Raw genomic sequence first — 18,023 nt, 5'->3', positions numbered from 1 at the left:
AATAGTAGGGATAAAAAAACCGGTTGAGACATTTTGTCTCAGCCGGCTCATTGAGTGTTTAGTCAAAATGTACCTATTATTTATGTGGTATATTTTGTCTCACCTCGTTAGGCTGTGATTCTTCAGCAAAAGTATCACTTTCGCCAGATACTGTATTTATATACAGTTCATTTTCATCTTGAGTAATTTGGCCACTTTTGTCGGTGTTTGACTCTGCGTCTTCAACTACCTCAGATGCGATATCGTTAGCGTTAAGCTCAGACCCTTGCGCAGTTTCAGCGTCTGGTTCGTCTTCCACTTTATCTTTAACCCAATCACGCAGCGTCTCAGCGACGTCTTGAGAAAGTGACTTTAAGTTGCTGTAATCATCATCGTAATCGTCTAGGCCGTCACGCACGTTAAATTCTTCGGACAAGAACATTTTGCGCAGCGCAGCTTTCTTAACGCTTTCTGAAGCTTCAGAAACCAGCAGTTGCGCCACAGACATTTCTTCGGTTTTTTCAGTCTCTACACTCGCGGTAATGTCTGGAGCCTGACTATCCTCATTGACGTTCAAAGTATCTAAGCTTTCGTCAGCGTTTGAAAGCGCTGTGACACTATCTTCGGATTGCTCCGTCTCTGCTATCGGCGTGATCTCTTCATCATGTTGGGAAGATTCTTCTAGTTTACGTTTCGACCAACGGCTTAAAAAACTAGTTGCCATTTGCTCTGCCCGCTCCTTTGCGTTTCTTACGTCTTACTTCTAACAACTCACCGTGGCGACCGATAAAGGCTTCCATCCAAGCCTGAACGGCTAACGGCATATCGTTAGATAGTACAAGGTTATCACCATCCATATATTGCGCCGCAACAGATTGTGAAGCCGTCAGTAACTGTATCGCTGGTTTTTCACCAGACTCGACGTTATCCATCACTAAAAAGAGTTTAGGTTGCAGAGAGCTTAAGTTAAAGCGGTAGTCTGTACGTTCATCTTTATGTAATTGCAACGGACAAACATCTGGAGTCTCTTCCGTCGGATTCAGCGCAAATCCTGTCAACTGCCATTGGGTTGTCACCCAAATCCCTGTACTGATCTCATGCTCAACAAGCTCTACGCCGATTGGCCATGTATCCTCAGTCTTTTCGTAATTTTTTTCGAAATCTTTCTTATCCGACATAACTCACCCAGTCTTTCTATTTTTGGTCTGAAAACACACAGGACATTTTGCCCCCGTTTTCGACCATTTTTATTGTCTTCGAAGCAATAAACGCGCCAAGCTGATATAACTTAGTCTATATACTCCCTCAGGCTATAAGTACCAAACTAGACGAAACTCAAATGTATTGATGTGTCATTACTGCGAACTCGCAGTTTTAATGCATTGTTGACATAAAACCTCGCAATTTCTGTGGGAACCGCTATTTTGGAATGAGATTTGCTAGCCACTTAACAAGCTAAAATGCGTAGCAACCTAACGCTCTTAATCACTAGGACACGACTGTGCTGAAACCAAACATTATTAAAACCAGTGAAAATCCCCTGCAAACCATTGAAGTCGATGTGTACGACGAGTACGGCGAAAAACTGACAAAGCAAATCGCGTGCGAGCGTCCTCTTACGGTCATGCTGAACTGGAAAGAAGTGGTCACGCTCATGACGCTAGGTTCGCGTCCAGAAGCACTAGTACTGGGTTATTTAAAAAACCAAAGCTTCCTGTCCGACCCAGCCGCGATTGAATCCGTTATTATTGACTGGGAAACGCATTCCGCAGCGGTGATTACTAAAGAAAACACTGAACACTTAGAAGGCGCCCTGAAAAAGAAAACCGTCACCTCAGGTTGTGGCCAAGGCACTATGTATGGCAACGTGATGAAGCAGCTTGAAAATTATCAAGTGCCTCAAGTTCCTCTTAAGCAGTCAGAAATTTATTCTGCGCTGGAAGCGTTAACTCATTACAACGACACCTACAAAAAAGCGGGCGCAGTACACGGCTGTGCGGTTTGCAAAGGTAATGAAGTGTTGTCATTTGTGGAAGATGTCGGCCGTCACAACGCAGTGGATACACTTGCAGGTGAGATGTGGCTCAAAGAAGAAACAGGTGAAGATAAAATTTTCTACACAACTGGTCGCCTTACATCAGAGATGGTGATTAAAGTGGCTCAAATGGGCATTCCTGTTCTGCTTTCTCGCTCTGGCGTTACTCAAATGGGGTTAGATCTAGCGAAGCAATTTGGTATTACAACCATTGCGCGTGCGAAAGGTTTGCGCTTCCAAGTGTTTACAGGAGCCGACAAGGTTGAATTTGATGTAAAAGGCAACCAATAACACCTTTTCAGTGTAAACTAAAACCAATAATGCGGATTCACAGAGGATGTGGACTATGAATAATGACCAATTGTGGAATTTTCTGCTTACGCCCAGCGGTATCATGCTTTCTATGATTATTACCTTTGGCGTGGTCGGGCTCTATGCGTATATAACCGGTCAGTTTAAGGATTAAGGCCAAATATCAAAAAAGCCTCGCTAAATAGCGAGGCTTTTGCTTTTTAAACGCTTTGCGAGTAATTACGCGTCAACACCACGAGATTTTAGGAACTCAGAGTAAGTGCCTTTAAAGTCTGTGATTTTACCATCGCGGATTTCGATAATACGCGTTGCTAGTGAGTCTACGAATACACGGTCGTGAGATACGAAGAACAACGTGCCTTTGTATTGCTCAAGCGCAGTGTTCAAAGATTCGATCGATTCCATATCCATGTGGTTGGTTGGTTCGTCCATTAGCAACATGTTTGGCTTGTGCATCATCAGCTTGCCAAGCAGCATACGACCTTGTTCACCACCAGACAGTACTTTTACTGACTTCTTAATGTCGTCTTGGCCAAACAGCATACGACCTAGGAAACCACGAACGACTTGCTCGTCATCACCTTCTTGACGCCATTGACCCATCCAATCCGTTAGGTTCATGTCTTCTGCAAAGTCATGCGCGTGGTCTTGCGAGTAGTAACCGATGTTTGAGTTTTCAGACCATTTGTACTCACCCGCACGCGGTTCAAGCACACCAGCAAGCGTGTTTAGAAGTGTTGTTTTACCCACACCGTTCTCACCGATGATCGCAACGCGCTCACCCACTTCAAAAATTGCATTGAAGTCTGAGAACAAGTCCTCTTCGAATCCTTGGCTTAGGTTTTCAACAATCAGAGCGTTACGGAACAGCTCTTTCGACTGTTCGAAACGAATGAATGGGTTTTGACGGCTAGACGCTTTAACTTCATCCAGTTTGATCTTGTCGATTTGCTTAGCACGAGATGTCGCTTGTTTTGCTTTCGATGCGTTTGCAGAGAAACGAGCAACGAACGTTTGTAGCTCAGCGATTTGTGCTTTCTTCTTCGCGTTGTCGTTTAGTAGACGTTCGCGAGCTTGAGAAGCCGCCGTCATGTAATCATCGTAGTTACCTGGGTAAACACGTAGCTCACCGTAATCCAAATCAGCCATGTGCGTACATACTGAGTTTAGGAAGTGACGGTCGTGCGAGATGATGATCATTGTGCAGTTACGTGCGTTTAGCGTGTCTTCCAACCAACGGATAGTGTCCATGTCCAAGTTGTTGGTAGGTTCGTCAAGAAGCATCACATCTGGGTCTGCGAATAGAACCTGCGCTAGAAGCACACGAAGTTTCCAACCTGGTGCTACTTCACTCATTAGACCGAAGTGTTGCTCCATTGGGATACCTACAGCAAGAAGAAGCTCGCCCGCTTTGGCTTCTGCCATGTAGCCGTCCATTTCAGCAAACTGAACTTCTAAGTCAGCCACTTTCATGCCGTCTTCTTCGCTCATCTCAGCAAGTGAGTAGATGCGGTCACGCTCTTTCTTCACTTCCCATAGCTCTTTATGACCCATGATAACGGTATCGATTACCGTAAATTCTTCGTAAGCGAACTGGTCCTGGTTCAGTTTTGCAACGCGCTCGTTTGGATCGTAGCTTACGTTACCGCTGGTTTGCTCAAGCTCGCCGCTGAGGATCTTCATAAAGGTTGATTTACCACAACCGTTAGCTCCAATTAAGCCGTAGCGATTGCCTTCGCCGAACTTAACTGAAATGTTTTCGAATAGCGGCTTAGCGCCGAATTGTTGAGTAATATTCGCTGTGGAGATCAAAACCTTTACCTTAGCAATTGGGGTGTATTTAGAAAAACCGGGCAACGGTACTTGTTCATGCTACATACTGCAAGTGTTGTTTTTATTAATTCACTCCAAGTGAAATCATTGTAAGGTTTCTAAGAAGCAAAAGCGTAAACATAAATGCGTCATCAAATACAAAAAAGAGCCACTATCGTCAGTGGCTCTTTTTCCATTAATACTTCAAAAAAGTGACTAAGCGATGTTCGTCACCTCTAGGATCAGTTCGGCTTTTTTAGGTAAATAAATACTGAATTTACTGCCTTTTCCCCATTCAGACTCTGCTTTTAACTCACCACCCGTTTGGCTGAGAATACTTTGGGAAACCGATAGCCCTAACCCTGTGCCTTCTCGTTTCGTTGTGTAAAATGGCGAGAAGATTCGACTCAAGTTTTCTGGTTTAATACCGCAGCCCTCATCAATAACATGAATCGCAGCTCCTTTCACTTCGCCCTCTTCAATCCAGTCTTCACTGACTACTGTTAAAGTTCCTTTACCGCTCATTGCGTGAATGGCGTTCATTAGCAAATTAACTAAGATTTGTAGCAAGTGGTGACGGTTTATCTCAACGGACGTATGCGCTTGTAGGTCAGTCACAAACTCAACGTCGCGTTTCTTGGTGCCAGTTTTAACCAAGGTGATGCTTTCATCAATGATAGGATTGACATGTTGCCAAGTGATTTCATCTTGAACACCGCCTTGTCGACTGTATTGCAATAAACTGCGTGTGATATTGCGGATACGATCAATTTGCGCGTGAATCGCATCAATTTCTTCTTGTACTCGACTTGCATCGTCACCCAATTCAAAATGGATCAATTCTACGTTGCCAAGAATCACGGCGGTTGGGTTATTAATTTCGTGAGCAATCCCCGCGGTGAGTTCTCCCAATGCTGCCAGTTTTTCATGAACAACGAGTTTGTCGCGAGTTTGGTTAAGCAATTGAATATGCAGCTCAAGATCTTGGGTTTTTTCTCTCAGGCTTGCCGTACGCTCTTGAACTTTGCATTCAAGTTGAGCTGCGGAGTTTTTCAGTTCAATTTTGCGCTCTTCTAGCGCGTCTAACATATCATCAAACTGTCTGGCTAACTGCGCAAGTTCATGATCGGCATCTAATCCTAACGGGCCAATCCGTTTTTCTTTACCTTGTTGGACCTGCTTCACCACTTTGTGAATGCGTTCGATCGGTCGAAACAGATCATAAGAACCGCGATATACCATCACGCCAGAAACCAGCAATAACATAACCGTAATCAAGCTGATTTCGGCAATGTTGGTCATGTAGGCTTTAACGAATGGCCACATGAGGTAACCCGTATAAAGCATACCAATAACATTGTCGTATTGGTCTTTGATTGGTTGATACGCCGTAATATACCAAGCGTCATACACATAAGCGCGATCAACCCACTGTTTACCCTTCGAAAGTACTTGGTTATACACTTCTGCGCTCACGCGAGTGCCTATGGCGCGCCCTAGCCTATGATCGCTGTCTAAAGGAACGTTGGTGCTCACACGCAAATCATCGAGAAATACCGTCAACGTACCCACAGGGCGAAGGCGGTCATTATCACTTAAGTATATGAGATCGCGGATTTGATCCACCAGCACTGTACTATTGTTAAGGAGCAAACCACCATCCAGAAAGCCGATCAAATCGTTCGCTTGGCTGTATACCGGAATCACAGTTCGACTGACTAGCCCACGCGCCTCCCTGTCACCATCAGCAAGAATAGGCACTTCTGCTCGTTTGGCGAGTTCAGGATCGAGGCGTTCGAGTTCTTCTTTATTGAGTACATCAAAAAACGATTCGCGCTTGGTGAGATCCATAAAGCGGAATTTGTTTTCCATGGAATTAACGCGTTGGAAAGAGAGAAAATCTAAAGCATATCTTTTCTTCTGCTCTGTGACCCACTTTTGCAGGTCACCTTGTGGCGTTCCTTTATTAATGCGAATACGGAAATCGTACGAATCGGCAAACGCCCGCACGTAATTGGCTTGCTTTTGCTGTAACAACGTTACACTGTTATTTGCAACACCAAGACGTTCCGAGACATCAAGCAGCGCATTTTGCCACGTGTAATGAATAGACCAATAAATGGTAATGCCGATCAGAGCTAACAACGTGAGGAAAATCGGCGCAGAGGTTAAGAATAACAAACGATAACGCACCATGGTTTTAAAACGGTGCGTCCATTTTGACAATCCTTTGTGCTGTGGGCCGTTAGTCGGCATATTCCTCATCCTCAGAATCCCATTCTTTGTATTTACGTTCTAAGGTCTTGCGAGCTACGCCCAAGTCGCGAGCAGCGGCTGATTTGTTGCCTTCGTGCAAGTTAACGACTTGTTTAATATGTGCTTTCTCGACTTCTTTTAACGTCCAGCTGTTTGGATAGCCCTCGCCAGTAAATTCTTTGCCTTCTTTAAAGGTTGGTAACTCAGCTGAGTGAGAAACAGTAATCGATACATTAGGCAGTGAATGCCCGCCATTCAGCTCTCGCCAATAGTGTGCAGGTGGTTTGCCAAGCAAGATACAACGCTCAATCAAGTTTTTCAGCTCACGAATGTTTCCCGGCCAATCGTACTCACTCATGGCTTCCATGTCCTCGTGCGCCCATTTGGGCGCAGGCATACCGAGCTCGCGCGTCAGCATGTTGCTGAAAAATGGCACCAACTCAAATAAGTCGGTTTTGCGCTCTCGCAGCGGACACACTTCAATTTTCAGAACGTTTAAACGGTAATAGAGGTCACTGCGGAAATTACCTTGATTGACCTCTTCTTGCAGGTTTCGGTTGGTTGCCGCTACGATACGGACATCAATACTGATCTCTCTTTCTGAACCGACAGGGCGAATCGTACGCTGCTCTAACACACGTAATAATGACGCCTGCATTGCAAGTGGCATCTCCCCGATTTCGTCAAGAAATAAGGTGCCACCGTTAGCAACACGGAACAAACCTTCACGCGATTTTTTTGCACCGGTAAACGCGCCCGATGTATGACCAAACAACTCACTCTCTAAAAGCTCAGGTGCAATCGCGCCGCAGTTGATTGGCACAAACGGGCCCGTTCGCCCACTCGCCTGGTGGATACCTCGTGCAACTAGCTCTTTACCTGTACCCGACTCACCTTCCACCAAAACAGAAGCGCGTGATGGTGCAAATTGGTTAATAAGTTGCTTAAGCAGACGCGTTTTTTCTGAGCCGCCGATGATCTCTGAGGTATTGTGACGCTGGTAATCGCGTGTCATGGCGTACTGCATGCGTTCGTTCAAACGGCGATCCATACAGCGACTGACCGCTTTTAACATCTGCTCAAGGTTGAATGGTTTGAGGATAAAGTCGGAAGCACCGAGCTGTAGCGCTCGAATGGCAATTTCTAAATCCGCATAACCCGTCATAAAAATCACATCGGCACGTTTGTCATCATCTTCAAACGCTTCTTCCCACTCAATTCCAGAACGCCCTGGCAGATTAATATCCAGTAAGATCAGATCATAATGTCGAGAATTACGCAGTTGTTCTGCTTCTTCGATGCTACCAGCTGTATCGACATGTGAAAAAAGCTTACCCAATGCCTTTTTCAAGATGGCTTGCATGCCTAATTCATCATCGACGACCAGTACGGAAAAGGCGCTATATTGTTGGTTTGTACTAAGATGGGATTGAGTAGACATATTTACCCCAGATGGATTTCGATGGGACAGAGTGTACCAAGTTTAAACAGAGATACCCTACAAAAAGTGCGACATTTTGTACCAACGCAAACTTTTATGCAAATAACCCCATGATTTAGTGCATATACCAAGCACTTTAAGCTTGTAAAAGGTTGGCATCTTGTTTGCTATAAGGTGGATACGGAGCGCATTTAAGTGATCTCAGGATGTTGATGTTTGCTTATTCCAACACCCTGAGACAACTTGCGTATTACGCTAATCGCTCTCGTCCAAAAAGGCTTCTCCCTAAAACCTGGAGAGATTCCAAAGAATCATTGGAAAGGAACACATAAAAATGAAAAAAATTGCGCTAACTCTGGCTGCAACGTCAATCACGCTTGTAAGTTACTCTGCGTTTTCTGCTCAAGACGGAGAACACGTTCGCCTTGCAACCACAACCAGTACTTACCATTCAGGTTTACTTGATTACCTGCTTCCACAATTTGAAAAAGACACGGGCTACAAAGTCGATGTTATTGCTGCAGGTACTGGTAAAGCCTTAAAAATGGGCGAAAACGGTGACGTAGATTTGGTGATGACACATGCACCAAAAGCTGAAGGCGCATTTGTTGAGAAAGGCTACGGTGTTTTACCTCGCAAGCTAATGTACAACGACTTTGTGATTGTAGGCCCGAAAGCTGACCCAGCAACAATCAAAAATGACGAAGGCGTGTTAGATGTATTCAAAGAGATCGCAAACAAAAACGCAACGTTCATCTCTCGCGGCGATGATTCTGGTACGCACAAAAAAGAAATGGGCTTCTGGGCTCAAACTAAAATCGAACCAAACTTTGGTGGCTACCGCAGCGTAGGTCAAGGTATGGGCCCAACTCTGAACATGGCGTCTGAAATGCAAGGCTACACAATGTCAGACCGCGGTACATGGTTGGCTTACCAAAACAAATTGGATCTAGAAATTCTGTTCCAAGGCGATGAAAAACTGTTTAACCCGTACCAAGTTATTCTTGTTAACCCTGAGCGCTACCCAACAATCAACTACCAAGGCGCAAAAGCTTTCAGTGATTGGTTGGTGAACCCTCGCGGTCAGGAACTTATCAATGGTTTCCGCCTGAACGGTAAACAACTGTTTGTTGCGAATGCTGAGAGCAAATAACGCAATATGAATCTTGCTGATACAACACTGGAAGCGCTTCGCTTATTGGTGAATTTTGATGCAGACCTATGGGAGATCGTCGCGGTCTCCTTTAGTGTTTCTATCACGGCAATATCCTTAGTGGTATTGCCGGCTATTTTGATGTCCTTTGTGCTGGCGTATACCGATTTTCGCGGCAAATGGTTTTTGCTGTCGATCGTGAATACGCTGCAAGCGGTTCCTACCGTCGTGATTGGCCTTTTGTTGTATATGTTGCTATCACGCGCTGGCCCTTGGGGAGATTGGCAAATGCTGTTCACTCAGAAGGCGATGATCTTCGGCCAAATGGTGATCTGCTTCCCTGTTTTGGTATCGATGATGCATGGAGCATTGCAATCTAGCGACCGTCGCGCAGTGGAAACCGCCATCACCCTAGGCGTCTCCATTCCGCGCGTGGCTGCTACGATGATTTGGGAAACCCGCTTTCCTCTACTCGCAGCTATCATTGCAGGGTTCTCACGTATCGTAACCGAGGTGGGCTGCTCAATGATGGTAGGCGGAAACATTATGGGCGTGACGCGCAATATTCCGACCGCTATCGCAATGGAAAGCAGCAAAGGCGCTTTTGCGCAAGGAGTTGCATTAGGAATTGTATTACTATCTTTAGCGTTGGCACTAAACTTCTTCTTATCAAGCATGAGAGGCAAAGGCTACCTCAGAACATAAAACATGAAGCAAACAAACGACTCACCATTAACCCCATGTAGAGGCGCATTATGACTATAAAAATCACCGCCGAGCAGTTATCCATGCGCTTTAAAGAGCGCGTGCTTTTCCACATCCCTGAGTTAGCCATCGGCCCAAATGATGCCATTTATCTCAAGGGTGACAATGGTGTGGGCAAAACTACCCTACTCAAAATCCTTGCTGGCTTGCTAAAACCTTCTACTGGCGATGTTGTTGCGCCAAAAGATACGTGGCTGAAAAGACTGACGCGCCGCAACGGCCGTGTCGATGTGATTTATCTCCATCAATCTCCTTACCTTTTTGACGGCACTGTTTATGAGAACGTAGTCTATGGAGTGAAATATCAACAAGACACGCAAAAAGATAAGCGAGCTCAAGTTATTCACGCGCTGCGCATGGTAGGTTTAGAAACCTTAGCGGACGAACATATTTCCGTGTTGTCCGGCGGTGAAAAACAGCGCGTTGCCATGGCAAGGGCTTGGATCTTAAAACCGTCGATTTTATTGATGGATGAGCCAAGTGCGTCTTTAGACCAAGAATCCATTGAACGATTGGTGGTGATGGCGAAAGATCTTTTGGATCGCGGTTCCAGTATCGTGGTGACAAGCCATCAGGCAAACGCACTGACCGACTTATGTAAAAAACAGTGGTGGATTAAAGACAAGACTTTGATAGAGTCTCCTCTGTTGTATGTCATACCAAAAGAAACATCCCAAGAGAATGCATATGCTTCAACCAACACAAACTAGTTGGGTCATTTTGGCTGGTGGCCAAGCCAGCCGTATGGGTGGAAAAGATAAAGGTCTGATTGAGTTAAATCAGAAGCCACTCATCGAACACGTTATTGAACGTTTATCTCCACAAACTCCACGCATTTTAATTAATGCCAACCGAAACCAAGATGCGTACAGCAAATTTGGTTTCGTATTTAGTGATCAATTCAAAGATTTCCCTGGGCCTATGGGCGGTATTCACGCGGGTTTGATGCATGCTGAAACTGACTGGGTCGGATTTGTACCTTGCGATAGTCCACAAATTAACACCGACCTTGTTGAGCGTTTCTGCCAGTTCGTCAAAGAAGACAGCGATATTTTGGTCGCGCATGATGGTGACCATCAGCAACCTGTTTTTACGCTCTACCACAAGCGCGTACTGCCAAAACTCACCGCGTTTTTAGAACGTGGCGACCGCAAAATCATTCTGCTCTACAAAGAGTGCAACACCAGTTACGTTGACTTTAGCGACTCACCAAACTGTTTTGTCAACTTGAACACTCCGGAAGAACTGGCGCAATTTGGACAATTAGAATCATGAAATACACGCTAAACATTCCTATTCTTGGTTTTGCAGCTTATTCAGGCACAGGCAAAACCACGCTACTTGAAGCCCTATTGCCAAAGCTGACTGAAGCAGGTTTACGCATTGGCATGCTAAAACATGCGCACCACAACTTCGATGTCGATAAGCCGGGTAAAGACAGCTACCGTTTACGCAAAGCTGGCGCATCTCAAATGCTGATTGCTTCTCGCAACCGTTTTGCGTTAATGACAGAAACGCCAGAAGCCGAAGCGGAGTTTGAATACCTATTAACACGTTTTGATGAAGACATGCTTGATGTGGTTTTGGTCGAAGGCTGCAAAAACATCGCGTTTCCTAAAATCGAATTGCACCGTGAAGAAGTCGGCAAGCCTTGGCTTTATCCAAACGATGAAAACATCATCGCTATCGCTTCAGACGGCGGCGAGTTGGACTCTGAACTGCCACAAATGAACATCAACGATCTTGAAGCGATTGCTCAGTTCGTTATTCAGTATGTTCAAGAAGCGAAAGCACCAAAAAACAAAGAGAAAGAAGCCGCATGTTGCGATACCCTTTCTCTAGCTTTCCTTTCTGTGGTTCAAGGCCAAGAGAAAATCCTTTCTTTGGTGAACACGGTTTCGGAAATAGAAGCATGCAAGATTGAAAATGCTTACGGGCGCGTTCTTGCGGAACATATCGTTTCACCAGTAAATGTGCCGCAATACACCAACTCCGCGATGGACGGTTATGCCATCCGCAGTGATGATGTTGAGCGCGATAGCTACCAAGTGGTTGCTGAAGTGATGGCGGGCCATGCTTACGATCAACCTCTGGACGTTGGTCAAGCGGTGAAGATCATGACTGGCGCCCCAACACCTATCAATGGTGATACCGTTGTTATGCGTGAACAAGCTTCCCAAGATGGCGATACAGTCACGTTCAATGGCGCGAACATCAAAGCAGGCCAAAACGTTCGTCAAGCAGGTGAAGATCTCGCTATCGGTAGTGACGTCTTTACCGCAGGTACTCGCCTCGCCTCTCCAGAGATGGGCATGATCGCTTCGCTTGGCTTTGGTGAAGCGAATGTATTCCGCAAATTGAAAGTTGCCGTGTTCTCCACCGGTGACGAAGTACAAGCGCCAGGAACAGAGCAAAAAGCGAATTCTATCTACGATTCCAACCGTTTTACCATCATGGGCATGCTTGAAAAGCTCGGCTGCGAGATCTTGGATTTCGGTATTCAGGAAGACAACGAACAGTTAATGATTGAAGCGTTGGAAAACGCATCGGCGCAAGCAGACGTGGTTATGACTTCTGGTGGCGTATCCGTTGGTGATGCGGATTACATCAAACTTGCCTTGGATAAACTTGGTCAAATCGATTTTTGGCGAATCAACATGCGTCCGGGACGTCCATTAGCGTTTGGTCAAATCAACAACAAGCCGTTCTTTGGTCTGCCGGGCAACCCTGTTGCCGTGATGGTTTCATTCATCAACTTTGTTGAGCCTGCACTGCGTAAGATGCAAGGCGAACAAGGCTGGAAGCCTCTGAAAGTGAATGCCATCGCGACTGAAAACCTTCGCTCTCGCCAAGGTCGTACCGAGTTTAGTCGAGGAATCTATGAACTGGATAACACTGGCCGTTTAACCGTTCGTACAACAGGCAAGCAAGGCTCTGGTATTTTACGCTCAATGAGTGAGGCAAACTGTTTGATCGAAATCTCCCCAGCTATTGATACAGTAAAAGCGGGAGAAAGCGTGACAATTATCCCACTTCAAGGCAGAATCTAGCCCAAACTAGAAATTCAAAGGTCAGCGAGTCTGGCCTTTTTGTTTAATACCGAAACCTTTTCAGAGAGACAGCTATGGCTCGCACCATTCTTTACACTTACAAAGACCAAGACAAAGAACTGACGTTCTCATACCAGCAACACCGCAACATTCAAGAAGCGGTTGCAGAAGCAGAAGGTATCGATATCACTGAGTTCCTAAAGATGGAGCAACAAATTGAAGCAGTGTCTGACACTAAAGCGGTGCGCAACTACCGCGACAACTACTTCAGAAAATTAGGCTTTAGTAAAATCACCCTAGCTCAAAAAGAAAACCTAGGCGTAGGCAAAAAGAACAAATAAGCTTAGCTACAAACAGAAAACTCGCGATTCGTCGTGAGTTTTTTATGCATGCTACTTTTGTTCATGATCCATACCCGAGCATACCGAAATTACTTAGGTATATGAGTTACTTGGGTATATAAGTTACTTCGATATACAAGTAAAAGCCCCGTTTTACCTTGATGGTCTAAACGGGGCTTTAAATTTCTTCTTACTTTGTATCGAGTAAGATTTCAGTCACTACTTGATGTTTAAGAACGCAGCGCCGCGTACACCACCTGAATCACCGTGTTTTGCTTTGATGATCTTAGGACACTTAGCTACAGACAATAAGTGTTTAGGGATGCGTTTTGGCATCTCTTCGTAAATCAATTCGAAGTTAGATAAGCCTCCACCAAGTACAACGGTGTGTGGGTCTGTTGCAGTAAACAGGTTTGCAAAGCAGATTGCTAGCAGCTCCATAAAGCGCTCGACGTGCTCTACTGCTTTCTCTTCACCCTCTGCGTGCGCTTTAATAATGTCGATCGCTTTCTTCTCTTCGCCGTAGTAATGCGCGTAAAGAAGCTCGAAACCACGACCAGATAGGTAACTATCTAAACAGCCTTTGTTGCCACAGCCACAACCCAGTAATGGTGCGTTTTCGCCTAGGTGGAACCATGCGTCGATAGGAAGACGTGTGTGACCTACCTCACCCGCTACGTGGTTGCGGCCAGAGAATACTTTACCTTCGTAGATAAAGCCACCGCCAAAACCAGTACCAAGGATCAAACCTAGTACAGATGGTTCATCTTGAAGATCTTCGTCCCAGGCTTCAGAAAGCGCGAAACAGTTTGCATCGTTTTCAATTTTTACGCTGCGACCGATTTTAGCTTCCAGATCAGCACGAAGTGGTTTGCCTTTTGCCGCAGGAACGTTAACTGTTAGTACCGTTGCATCGTCTGCGTCTTCCATACCTGGCAAGCCAAGACCAATCGTACCTTCGCAGCCAAACTCTGTATCGTATTTATTCACCAATTCCGCAATGGTATCAACCAGCAGCTCGTAGTTGTCTGTTGGTGTAGGTACACGTTCCATCGCTACACGCTCAAGCTTCTCGTTAAATGCACCAAATTCAATTTTAGTGCCACCGACATCAAAGCCGTAATACATGTATTTCTCTCCTAAAAAATGCTTCAAACGACTCTCAAAATGGCTAGAGTCAAAAGTATAAACTGATGGCATTATCCATATCTGTACGCCTGCAAACCGTGACCGAATGCAGATTTATCCCCTCACCGAAGCCAGTTGAACAACATACCATCAACAAAAGCTCATTCCTTAGAGTCAGCTCTCGGTTTTCATCCACTCTTTGAAACGTTTCAAGTGTGGCTGGTTAGGGTCGTTTTTGACTCGAGTCTTGCTCAGCATGTAAGTTTCTCTGAAGGCTTCAAACCACAATTGAAGGCATTCCGCAGCTTTAGGCTCACCAGCTTGTTTTAAAACTAATGTCGCGACTTCGGCGGTTGAAAGATGCTGCTCATTCTCGGAGCGGCGCATGATGTATTCAGACAGAGATTCCGGCTCAATGGAAAGCACAGGCAAAGATTTAAGAAAATCAGAACGACGGAATATCTTTCGTGCCTCACGCCAGCTACCATCAATAAAGATCAGCAACCATTTTTTGTTCTCGACATCTTCTTTTACTAATCGCGCTGGCTCTAGATCTTCAATTAAACGGGAGGGATCATCCACATAGTCTGCAGGAAATACAATCACCGGTTGGTAGCTGTCATCCTGTAGTAGCGCGAGCATCTCTTCAGACGGTTCTGTTCGGTTCCATTGATACACGTAAGTCTCTTGAATCGTATCAGCGATTAGACGACCGGTATTACTTGGCTTAAACACTTCGTTTTCAGAAACAATCAACATACATGCAATATTGGCCTTGATGTTTGGCTGAAGGTCGCACAAACAGTGTTGCTCAGAAACCTGGCAATATTGGCAACGAACCACTTTACATCCACGCGCGTTGAAAGGCTTGGTTGAGATAGATTGTCGGTACTGATATAAACGGTGGAAAGCGTGAATTCTCATGGTAAGTAATGCCAAGTAAAAAGTAGAGCGCGATTCTACTGATATTATGGTTTCGCCTCAAGATAAGCCCATCAGCAGTGTGTTGAAATAAATTCACTCTTATCTCGGTCATAGATAAAGAAATAAATAAGGGAATGACAGTGACAGAAACGACATTTCAAGAACCCTCATGGCTCAGATTAGGCTTTTTCCTTGGCGTATTATTGCTTTGTGCCATTTGGGAAAACAAATTGCCTAGAAAAACACTGACCGCTTCGCGCAGGTTTCGCTGGGTCAATAACTTGTCATTGGTCGCTTTTAACAGCCTAGTTATTGCTTTAATCATGCCTATCGCCGCCTTTCAAGCTGCGGTCATAGCTCAGGAGCAACAATGGGGGCTGCTCAATATTCTGTCCCTCCCCGCTTGGTTAAATATTTTTCTAACCGTCATTTTGCTTGATTTCGTCATTTACGCTCAGCATGTTGTCTTTCATCATGTAAAGCCGCTGTGGAAGATTCACCGAATGCATCACGCCGATCTCGACATAGACGTCACTACAGGCGCACGCTTTCATCCCTTCGAAATAATCATTTCAATGGGAGTAAAAATTGCAGCCGTGTTTATCTTAGGTGTTTCACCTATCGGAATTGTGGTATTTGAAATTGTGCTTAATGCGAGCGCGATGTTTAATCACAGTAATGCAAAACTGGCTTTATCCATAGACCAAAAACTGCGAAACGTCATCGTTACACCAGACATGCATCGCGTGCACCATTCAGTGATAGTAAAAGAGACCCACTCAAACTTTGGTTTTTTCCTTTCAGTTTGGGACCGCTTTTTTGGGACATACCGAGCTCAGCCTAAGTTGGGTCATGATGATGTTGTTATTGGTGTGCCGGAAATTAGAGACGAAGAAGAGCAAAGATTAGATAAGCTTTTAACGCAGCCCTTTCGCTACAATAAAGAGAAGAAGTAATGGTTGAAAAAATATTGTTGGATGAAGTATGTCAACAAAACGAATAGACCAAGCCTAAACCCCAGTTAAACACTACTTCATCATCATGATGTGTAAGAACAGATTAGTTTTCTGCTAGCTGACGCTTTTTGTTTAGCTGAGTAATACCAACAAATAAACCAACAACACCAAGCACTGCACATGCCAAAGCATTGGTGTTCATTACTTGCTGTGCTTCTATTGAGCTGTATAGAAAAGCAAGGCTGAAGAAAGTGGTGGCAAAGCTCAAACCTGTCAGTACGCTGAAACCAGCAAAACTGGCCAAGTCTTTAAAATCGTTCATAACGAGTCCCTGTTTACAATCCTTAATCGAGTGTTGTGAAAATAATAATTAACGAAATATTTGGCGCGATTGACTATGTTTTCGCGCATTCCATAACCAGATAGATACCCCAAATGAGAACCCTAAAAACAGTGTCTTCATTTGTAGGGCGACGTTGTTATCTAATATTTCTAATGTATAGTGAGCGTGGGAACTAAAGATAACATTGGTTATAAGAATCAATAACATAACGACTATGCCAGAGCGGTGATGCTTGACCAATAGATACGCTGCTAATAAGTCCAATAGTCCCAAAGCGCTCCAATACATATTCAACCAGCGTGGCGCAAAATCGTAAGGTAAAAAGCCACCAACAATGTTGTCATAAAGATGAACCACTCCGCCAACTGTCATAAAAAGGCATAAGAGAAACAAGACGAATTTATCCATTACCGTTTCCTTATCTGAATGAATGAGCAAAGCATATAGAAGTCACTTAAACATTTGTAATCTCATCGCCATTTTTGAGATCGACAGTGCCATTATCAACACGATGAGAACAGTAACGGCTACTCTACCTTCTTTATTTGCTTCTAGTAGAAGCATAGTGTTTGCTTTGTCATTGTCCCAAATCCGCCAATGCAACGACAGAATCCTCCTTTAAATCACGCCTTGGTTTAGCAACTCTCGTACCTTTTCCAGCCCGCGCTGAAACACAGTATGTGCATTCGCGGGAAGGCCGCTCTCGACATCGTGCCAGAAGAACGCGAAATCATGTCCACCATCGTCTTGCGTATGAAACAGCCATGAATTAGCGAGATCAGCACACTCACACAAAACAAAATGCCATACTTGATTTTGAAAGCCACTGTCCCATGAGCATAAATATCGTGCGGAACGAACATGTGTGATACCAGACTCCTCAGCGAGCTCCCGCTTGGCTGCTATGATGTAACTTTCATCAAACACTTCAACAGTGCCCTTGACGAGCTGAACACCCGCCAACGGATGTTTAAAAAGTAGGATCTCTTGATTTTGATTACGTAGAACGACGGGGGCAAACTTTATCGATCACAAAACCACTCCTTATGCTTCAAGCAAAGGGCTTTAGCTTTCTCTGGATATAAAGAAATCGAGTGAAGTTGCTCTACACGCACCCACTTTAAATGGTACTGATTAACATCTGATTTTCTGATTTGCTCTGGCCCACTCCCTAGTTTCACTTTTAAGTTCCCTACATAAGAAAGAAAATAGGTTTCTAAGCGACCTTGATTTTCGAGTTCCAAAACTTTCTTAACCGAGCCAAGTTCTATTGAGGTTTCTTCCAGCGCTTCTCTTTTAGCAGCTTCAACAGGCTTCTCACCTGCTTCAACACTGCCGCCAGGGAAAACCCAATACTGTCTGTCGTTTCGAACGCGGTGGATAAGCAAAAGCTCTTGGTGATGATTAACTAGTATGAGGCTGGCTCTTTGTGATAACTGCATGATTCGTTCCTTTGAATTCTGGCGACATTCTAGTCAACGAGTCCCTCGAACAAAGCATTAACATCACGTTGTGATAACTAAACCCT

At 44.8% G+C, this 18,023-nt stretch carries 18 protein-coding genes and 1 pseudogene; 8 read left to right on the top strand and 11 right to left on the bottom strand.

The features are described 5' to 3' along the window. Positions 1–76: 76 nt before the first annotated feature. Positions 77–703, bottom strand: coding sequence for a DUF3306 domain-containing protein (locus R7Z10_RS07985; protein ID WP_318104573.1), 627 nt, complete (start codon positions 701–703; stop codon positions 77–79). After that, on the bottom strand, positions 693–1,157 hold the full coding sequence (locus R7Z10_RS07980; RefSeq protein WP_017634910.1) for a DUF3305 domain-containing protein: 465 nt from the start codon (positions 1,155–1,157) through the stop codon (positions 693–695). Before R7Z10_RS07980 ends, R7Z10_RS07985 begins: the two co-directional genes overlap by 11 nt. A 323-nt stretch (positions 1,158–1,480) precedes the next feature. Between R7Z10_RS07980 and R7Z10_RS07975 the strand changes: the two genes are divergently transcribed. Further along, complete coding sequence (locus tag R7Z10_RS07975; protein ID WP_017820681.1) at positions 1,481–2,305, top strand: formate dehydrogenase accessory sulfurtransferase FdhD; 825 nt, start codon at positions 1,481–1,483, stop codon at positions 2,303–2,305. Between the two features lie 240 nt (positions 2,306–2,545). Here R7Z10_RS07975 and R7Z10_RS07970 read toward each other — a convergent pair whose 3' ends face one another. From R7Z10_RS07970 to R7Z10_RS07960, 3 genes are all read right to left on the bottom strand, one after another. Further along, positions 2,546–4,138, bottom strand: coding sequence for an ABC-F family ATPase (locus R7Z10_RS07970; protein WP_318104571.1), 1,593 nt, complete (start codon positions 4,136–4,138; stop codon positions 2,546–2,548). A gap of 216 nt (positions 4,139–4,354) precedes the next feature. Then, positions 4,355–6,394 carry a cache domain-containing protein gene (locus R7Z10_RS07965; protein WP_318104569.1) on the bottom strand — a complete coding sequence of 680 codons (2,040 nt, stop codon included), beginning with the start codon at positions 6,392–6,394 and terminating at the stop codon, positions 4,355–4,357. Further along, on the bottom strand, positions 6,384–7,835 hold the full coding sequence (locus tag R7Z10_RS07960) for a sigma-54 dependent transcriptional regulator (protein ID WP_025766656.1): 1,452 nt from the start codon (positions 7,833–7,835) through the stop codon (positions 6,384–6,386). Before R7Z10_RS07960 ends, R7Z10_RS07965 begins: the two co-directional genes overlap by 11 nt. A 334-nt stretch (positions 7,836–8,169) precedes the next feature. Here R7Z10_RS07960 and R7Z10_RS07955 point away from each other — a divergent pair, with 334 nt between their 5' ends. The 6 genes from R7Z10_RS07955 to R7Z10_RS07930 all read left to right on the top strand — a co-directional run bounded on the left by R7Z10_RS07955 (position 8,170) and on the right by R7Z10_RS07930 (position 13,144). Beyond that, positions 8,170–8,988, top strand: a complete 819-nt coding sequence (locus R7Z10_RS07955; RefSeq protein WP_318104567.1) for a substrate-binding domain-containing protein — start codon at positions 8,170–8,172, stop codon at positions 8,986–8,988. A 6-nt stretch (positions 8,989–8,994) separates the two neighbouring features. After that, positions 8,995–9,693 carry an ABC transporter permease gene (locus R7Z10_RS07950; protein WP_005396188.1) on the top strand — a complete coding sequence of 233 codons (699 nt, stop codon included), beginning with the start codon at positions 8,995–8,997 and terminating at the stop codon, positions 9,691–9,693. Between the two features lie 50 nt (positions 9,694–9,743). Then, positions 9,744–10,463 carry an energy-coupling factor ABC transporter ATP-binding protein gene (locus R7Z10_RS07945; RefSeq protein ID WP_025766658.1) on the top strand — a complete coding sequence of 240 codons (720 nt, stop codon included), beginning with the start codon at positions 9,744–9,746 and terminating at the stop codon, positions 10,461–10,463. Continuing rightward, on the top strand, positions 10,441–11,028 hold the full coding sequence (gene mobA, locus R7Z10_RS07940) for a molybdenum cofactor guanylyltransferase MobA (protein ID WP_005377572.1): 588 nt from the start codon (positions 10,441–10,443) through the stop codon (positions 11,026–11,028). Before R7Z10_RS07945 ends, mobA begins: the two co-directional genes overlap by 23 nt. Further along, the gene (locus R7Z10_RS07935; RefSeq protein ID WP_318104564.1) at positions 11,025–12,803 is read left to right on the top strand and encodes a bifunctional molybdopterin-guanine dinucleotide biosynthesis adaptor protein MobB/molybdopterin molybdotransferase MoeA; all 1,779 of its coding nucleotides are present in this window, start codon (positions 11,025–11,027) and stop codon (positions 12,801–12,803) included. Before mobA ends, R7Z10_RS07935 begins: the two co-directional genes overlap by 4 nt. A gap of 74 nt (positions 12,804–12,877) precedes the next feature. Further along, a complete protein-coding gene (locus tag R7Z10_RS07930; RefSeq protein ID WP_005377584.1) occupies positions 12,878–13,144 on the top strand; it encodes a DUF2960 domain-containing protein in 267 nt (88 codons plus the stop codon). 219 nt (positions 13,145–13,363) lie between these two features. Here the strand turns inward: R7Z10_RS07930 and nagK are convergent, their stop codons facing one another. Next, complete coding sequence (gene nagK, locus R7Z10_RS07925) at positions 13,364–14,272, bottom strand: N-acetylglucosamine kinase (protein ID WP_318104562.1); 909 nt, start codon at positions 14,270–14,272, stop codon at positions 13,364–13,366. A gap of 174 nt (positions 14,273–14,446) precedes the next feature. After that, positions 14,447–15,196, bottom strand: a complete 750-nt coding sequence (locus R7Z10_RS07920) for a tRNA-uridine aminocarboxypropyltransferase (RefSeq protein ID WP_137281986.1) — start codon at positions 15,194–15,196, stop codon at positions 14,447–14,449. 140 nt (positions 15,197–15,336) lie between these two features. On the opposite strand from R7Z10_RS07920, the gene R7Z10_RS07915 reads away from it, so the two are divergent. Further along, a complete protein-coding gene (locus tag R7Z10_RS07915; RefSeq protein WP_031781345.1) occupies positions 15,337–16,152 on the top strand; it encodes a sterol desaturase family protein in 816 nt (271 codons plus the stop codon). A 103-nt stretch (positions 16,153–16,255) separates the two neighbouring features. Here the strand turns inward: R7Z10_RS07915 and R7Z10_RS07910 are convergent, their stop codons facing one another. The 4 genes and pseudogenes from R7Z10_RS07910 to R7Z10_RS07895 form a co-directional block, all read right to left on the bottom strand. Continuing rightward, positions 16,256–16,474, bottom strand: coding sequence for a hypothetical protein (locus R7Z10_RS07910; protein ID WP_005389537.1), 219 nt, complete (start codon positions 16,472–16,474; stop codon positions 16,256–16,258). Between the two features lie 48 nt (positions 16,475–16,522). Then, complete coding sequence (locus R7Z10_RS07905) at positions 16,523–16,903, bottom strand: hypothetical protein (protein ID WP_053303078.1); 381 nt, start codon at positions 16,901–16,903, stop codon at positions 16,523–16,525. Positions 16,904–17,113: 210 nt separating this feature from the next. Continuing rightward, positions 17,114–17,528, bottom strand: a pseudogene (locus tag R7Z10_RS07900) (NUDIX domain-containing protein). Further along, positions 17,518–17,937, bottom strand: a complete 420-nt coding sequence (locus R7Z10_RS07895; RefSeq protein ID WP_318104560.1) for an NUDIX domain-containing protein — start codon at positions 17,935–17,937, stop codon at positions 17,518–17,520. The pseudogene R7Z10_RS07900 and the gene R7Z10_RS07895 overlap by 11 nt, the downstream one beginning before the upstream one ends. Between the last annotated feature and the right edge of the window lie 86 nt (positions 17,938–18,023).

This window comes from Vibrio sp. Vb1018 (assembly GCF_033338775.1).
Lineage (GTDB): Bacteria > Pseudomonadota > Gammaproteobacteria > Enterobacterales > Vibrionaceae > Vibrio > Vibrio alginolyticus.
Note: the sequence above shows the minus strand (reverse complement) of the source record. Positions and strands in the feature narration are given on the sequence as shown.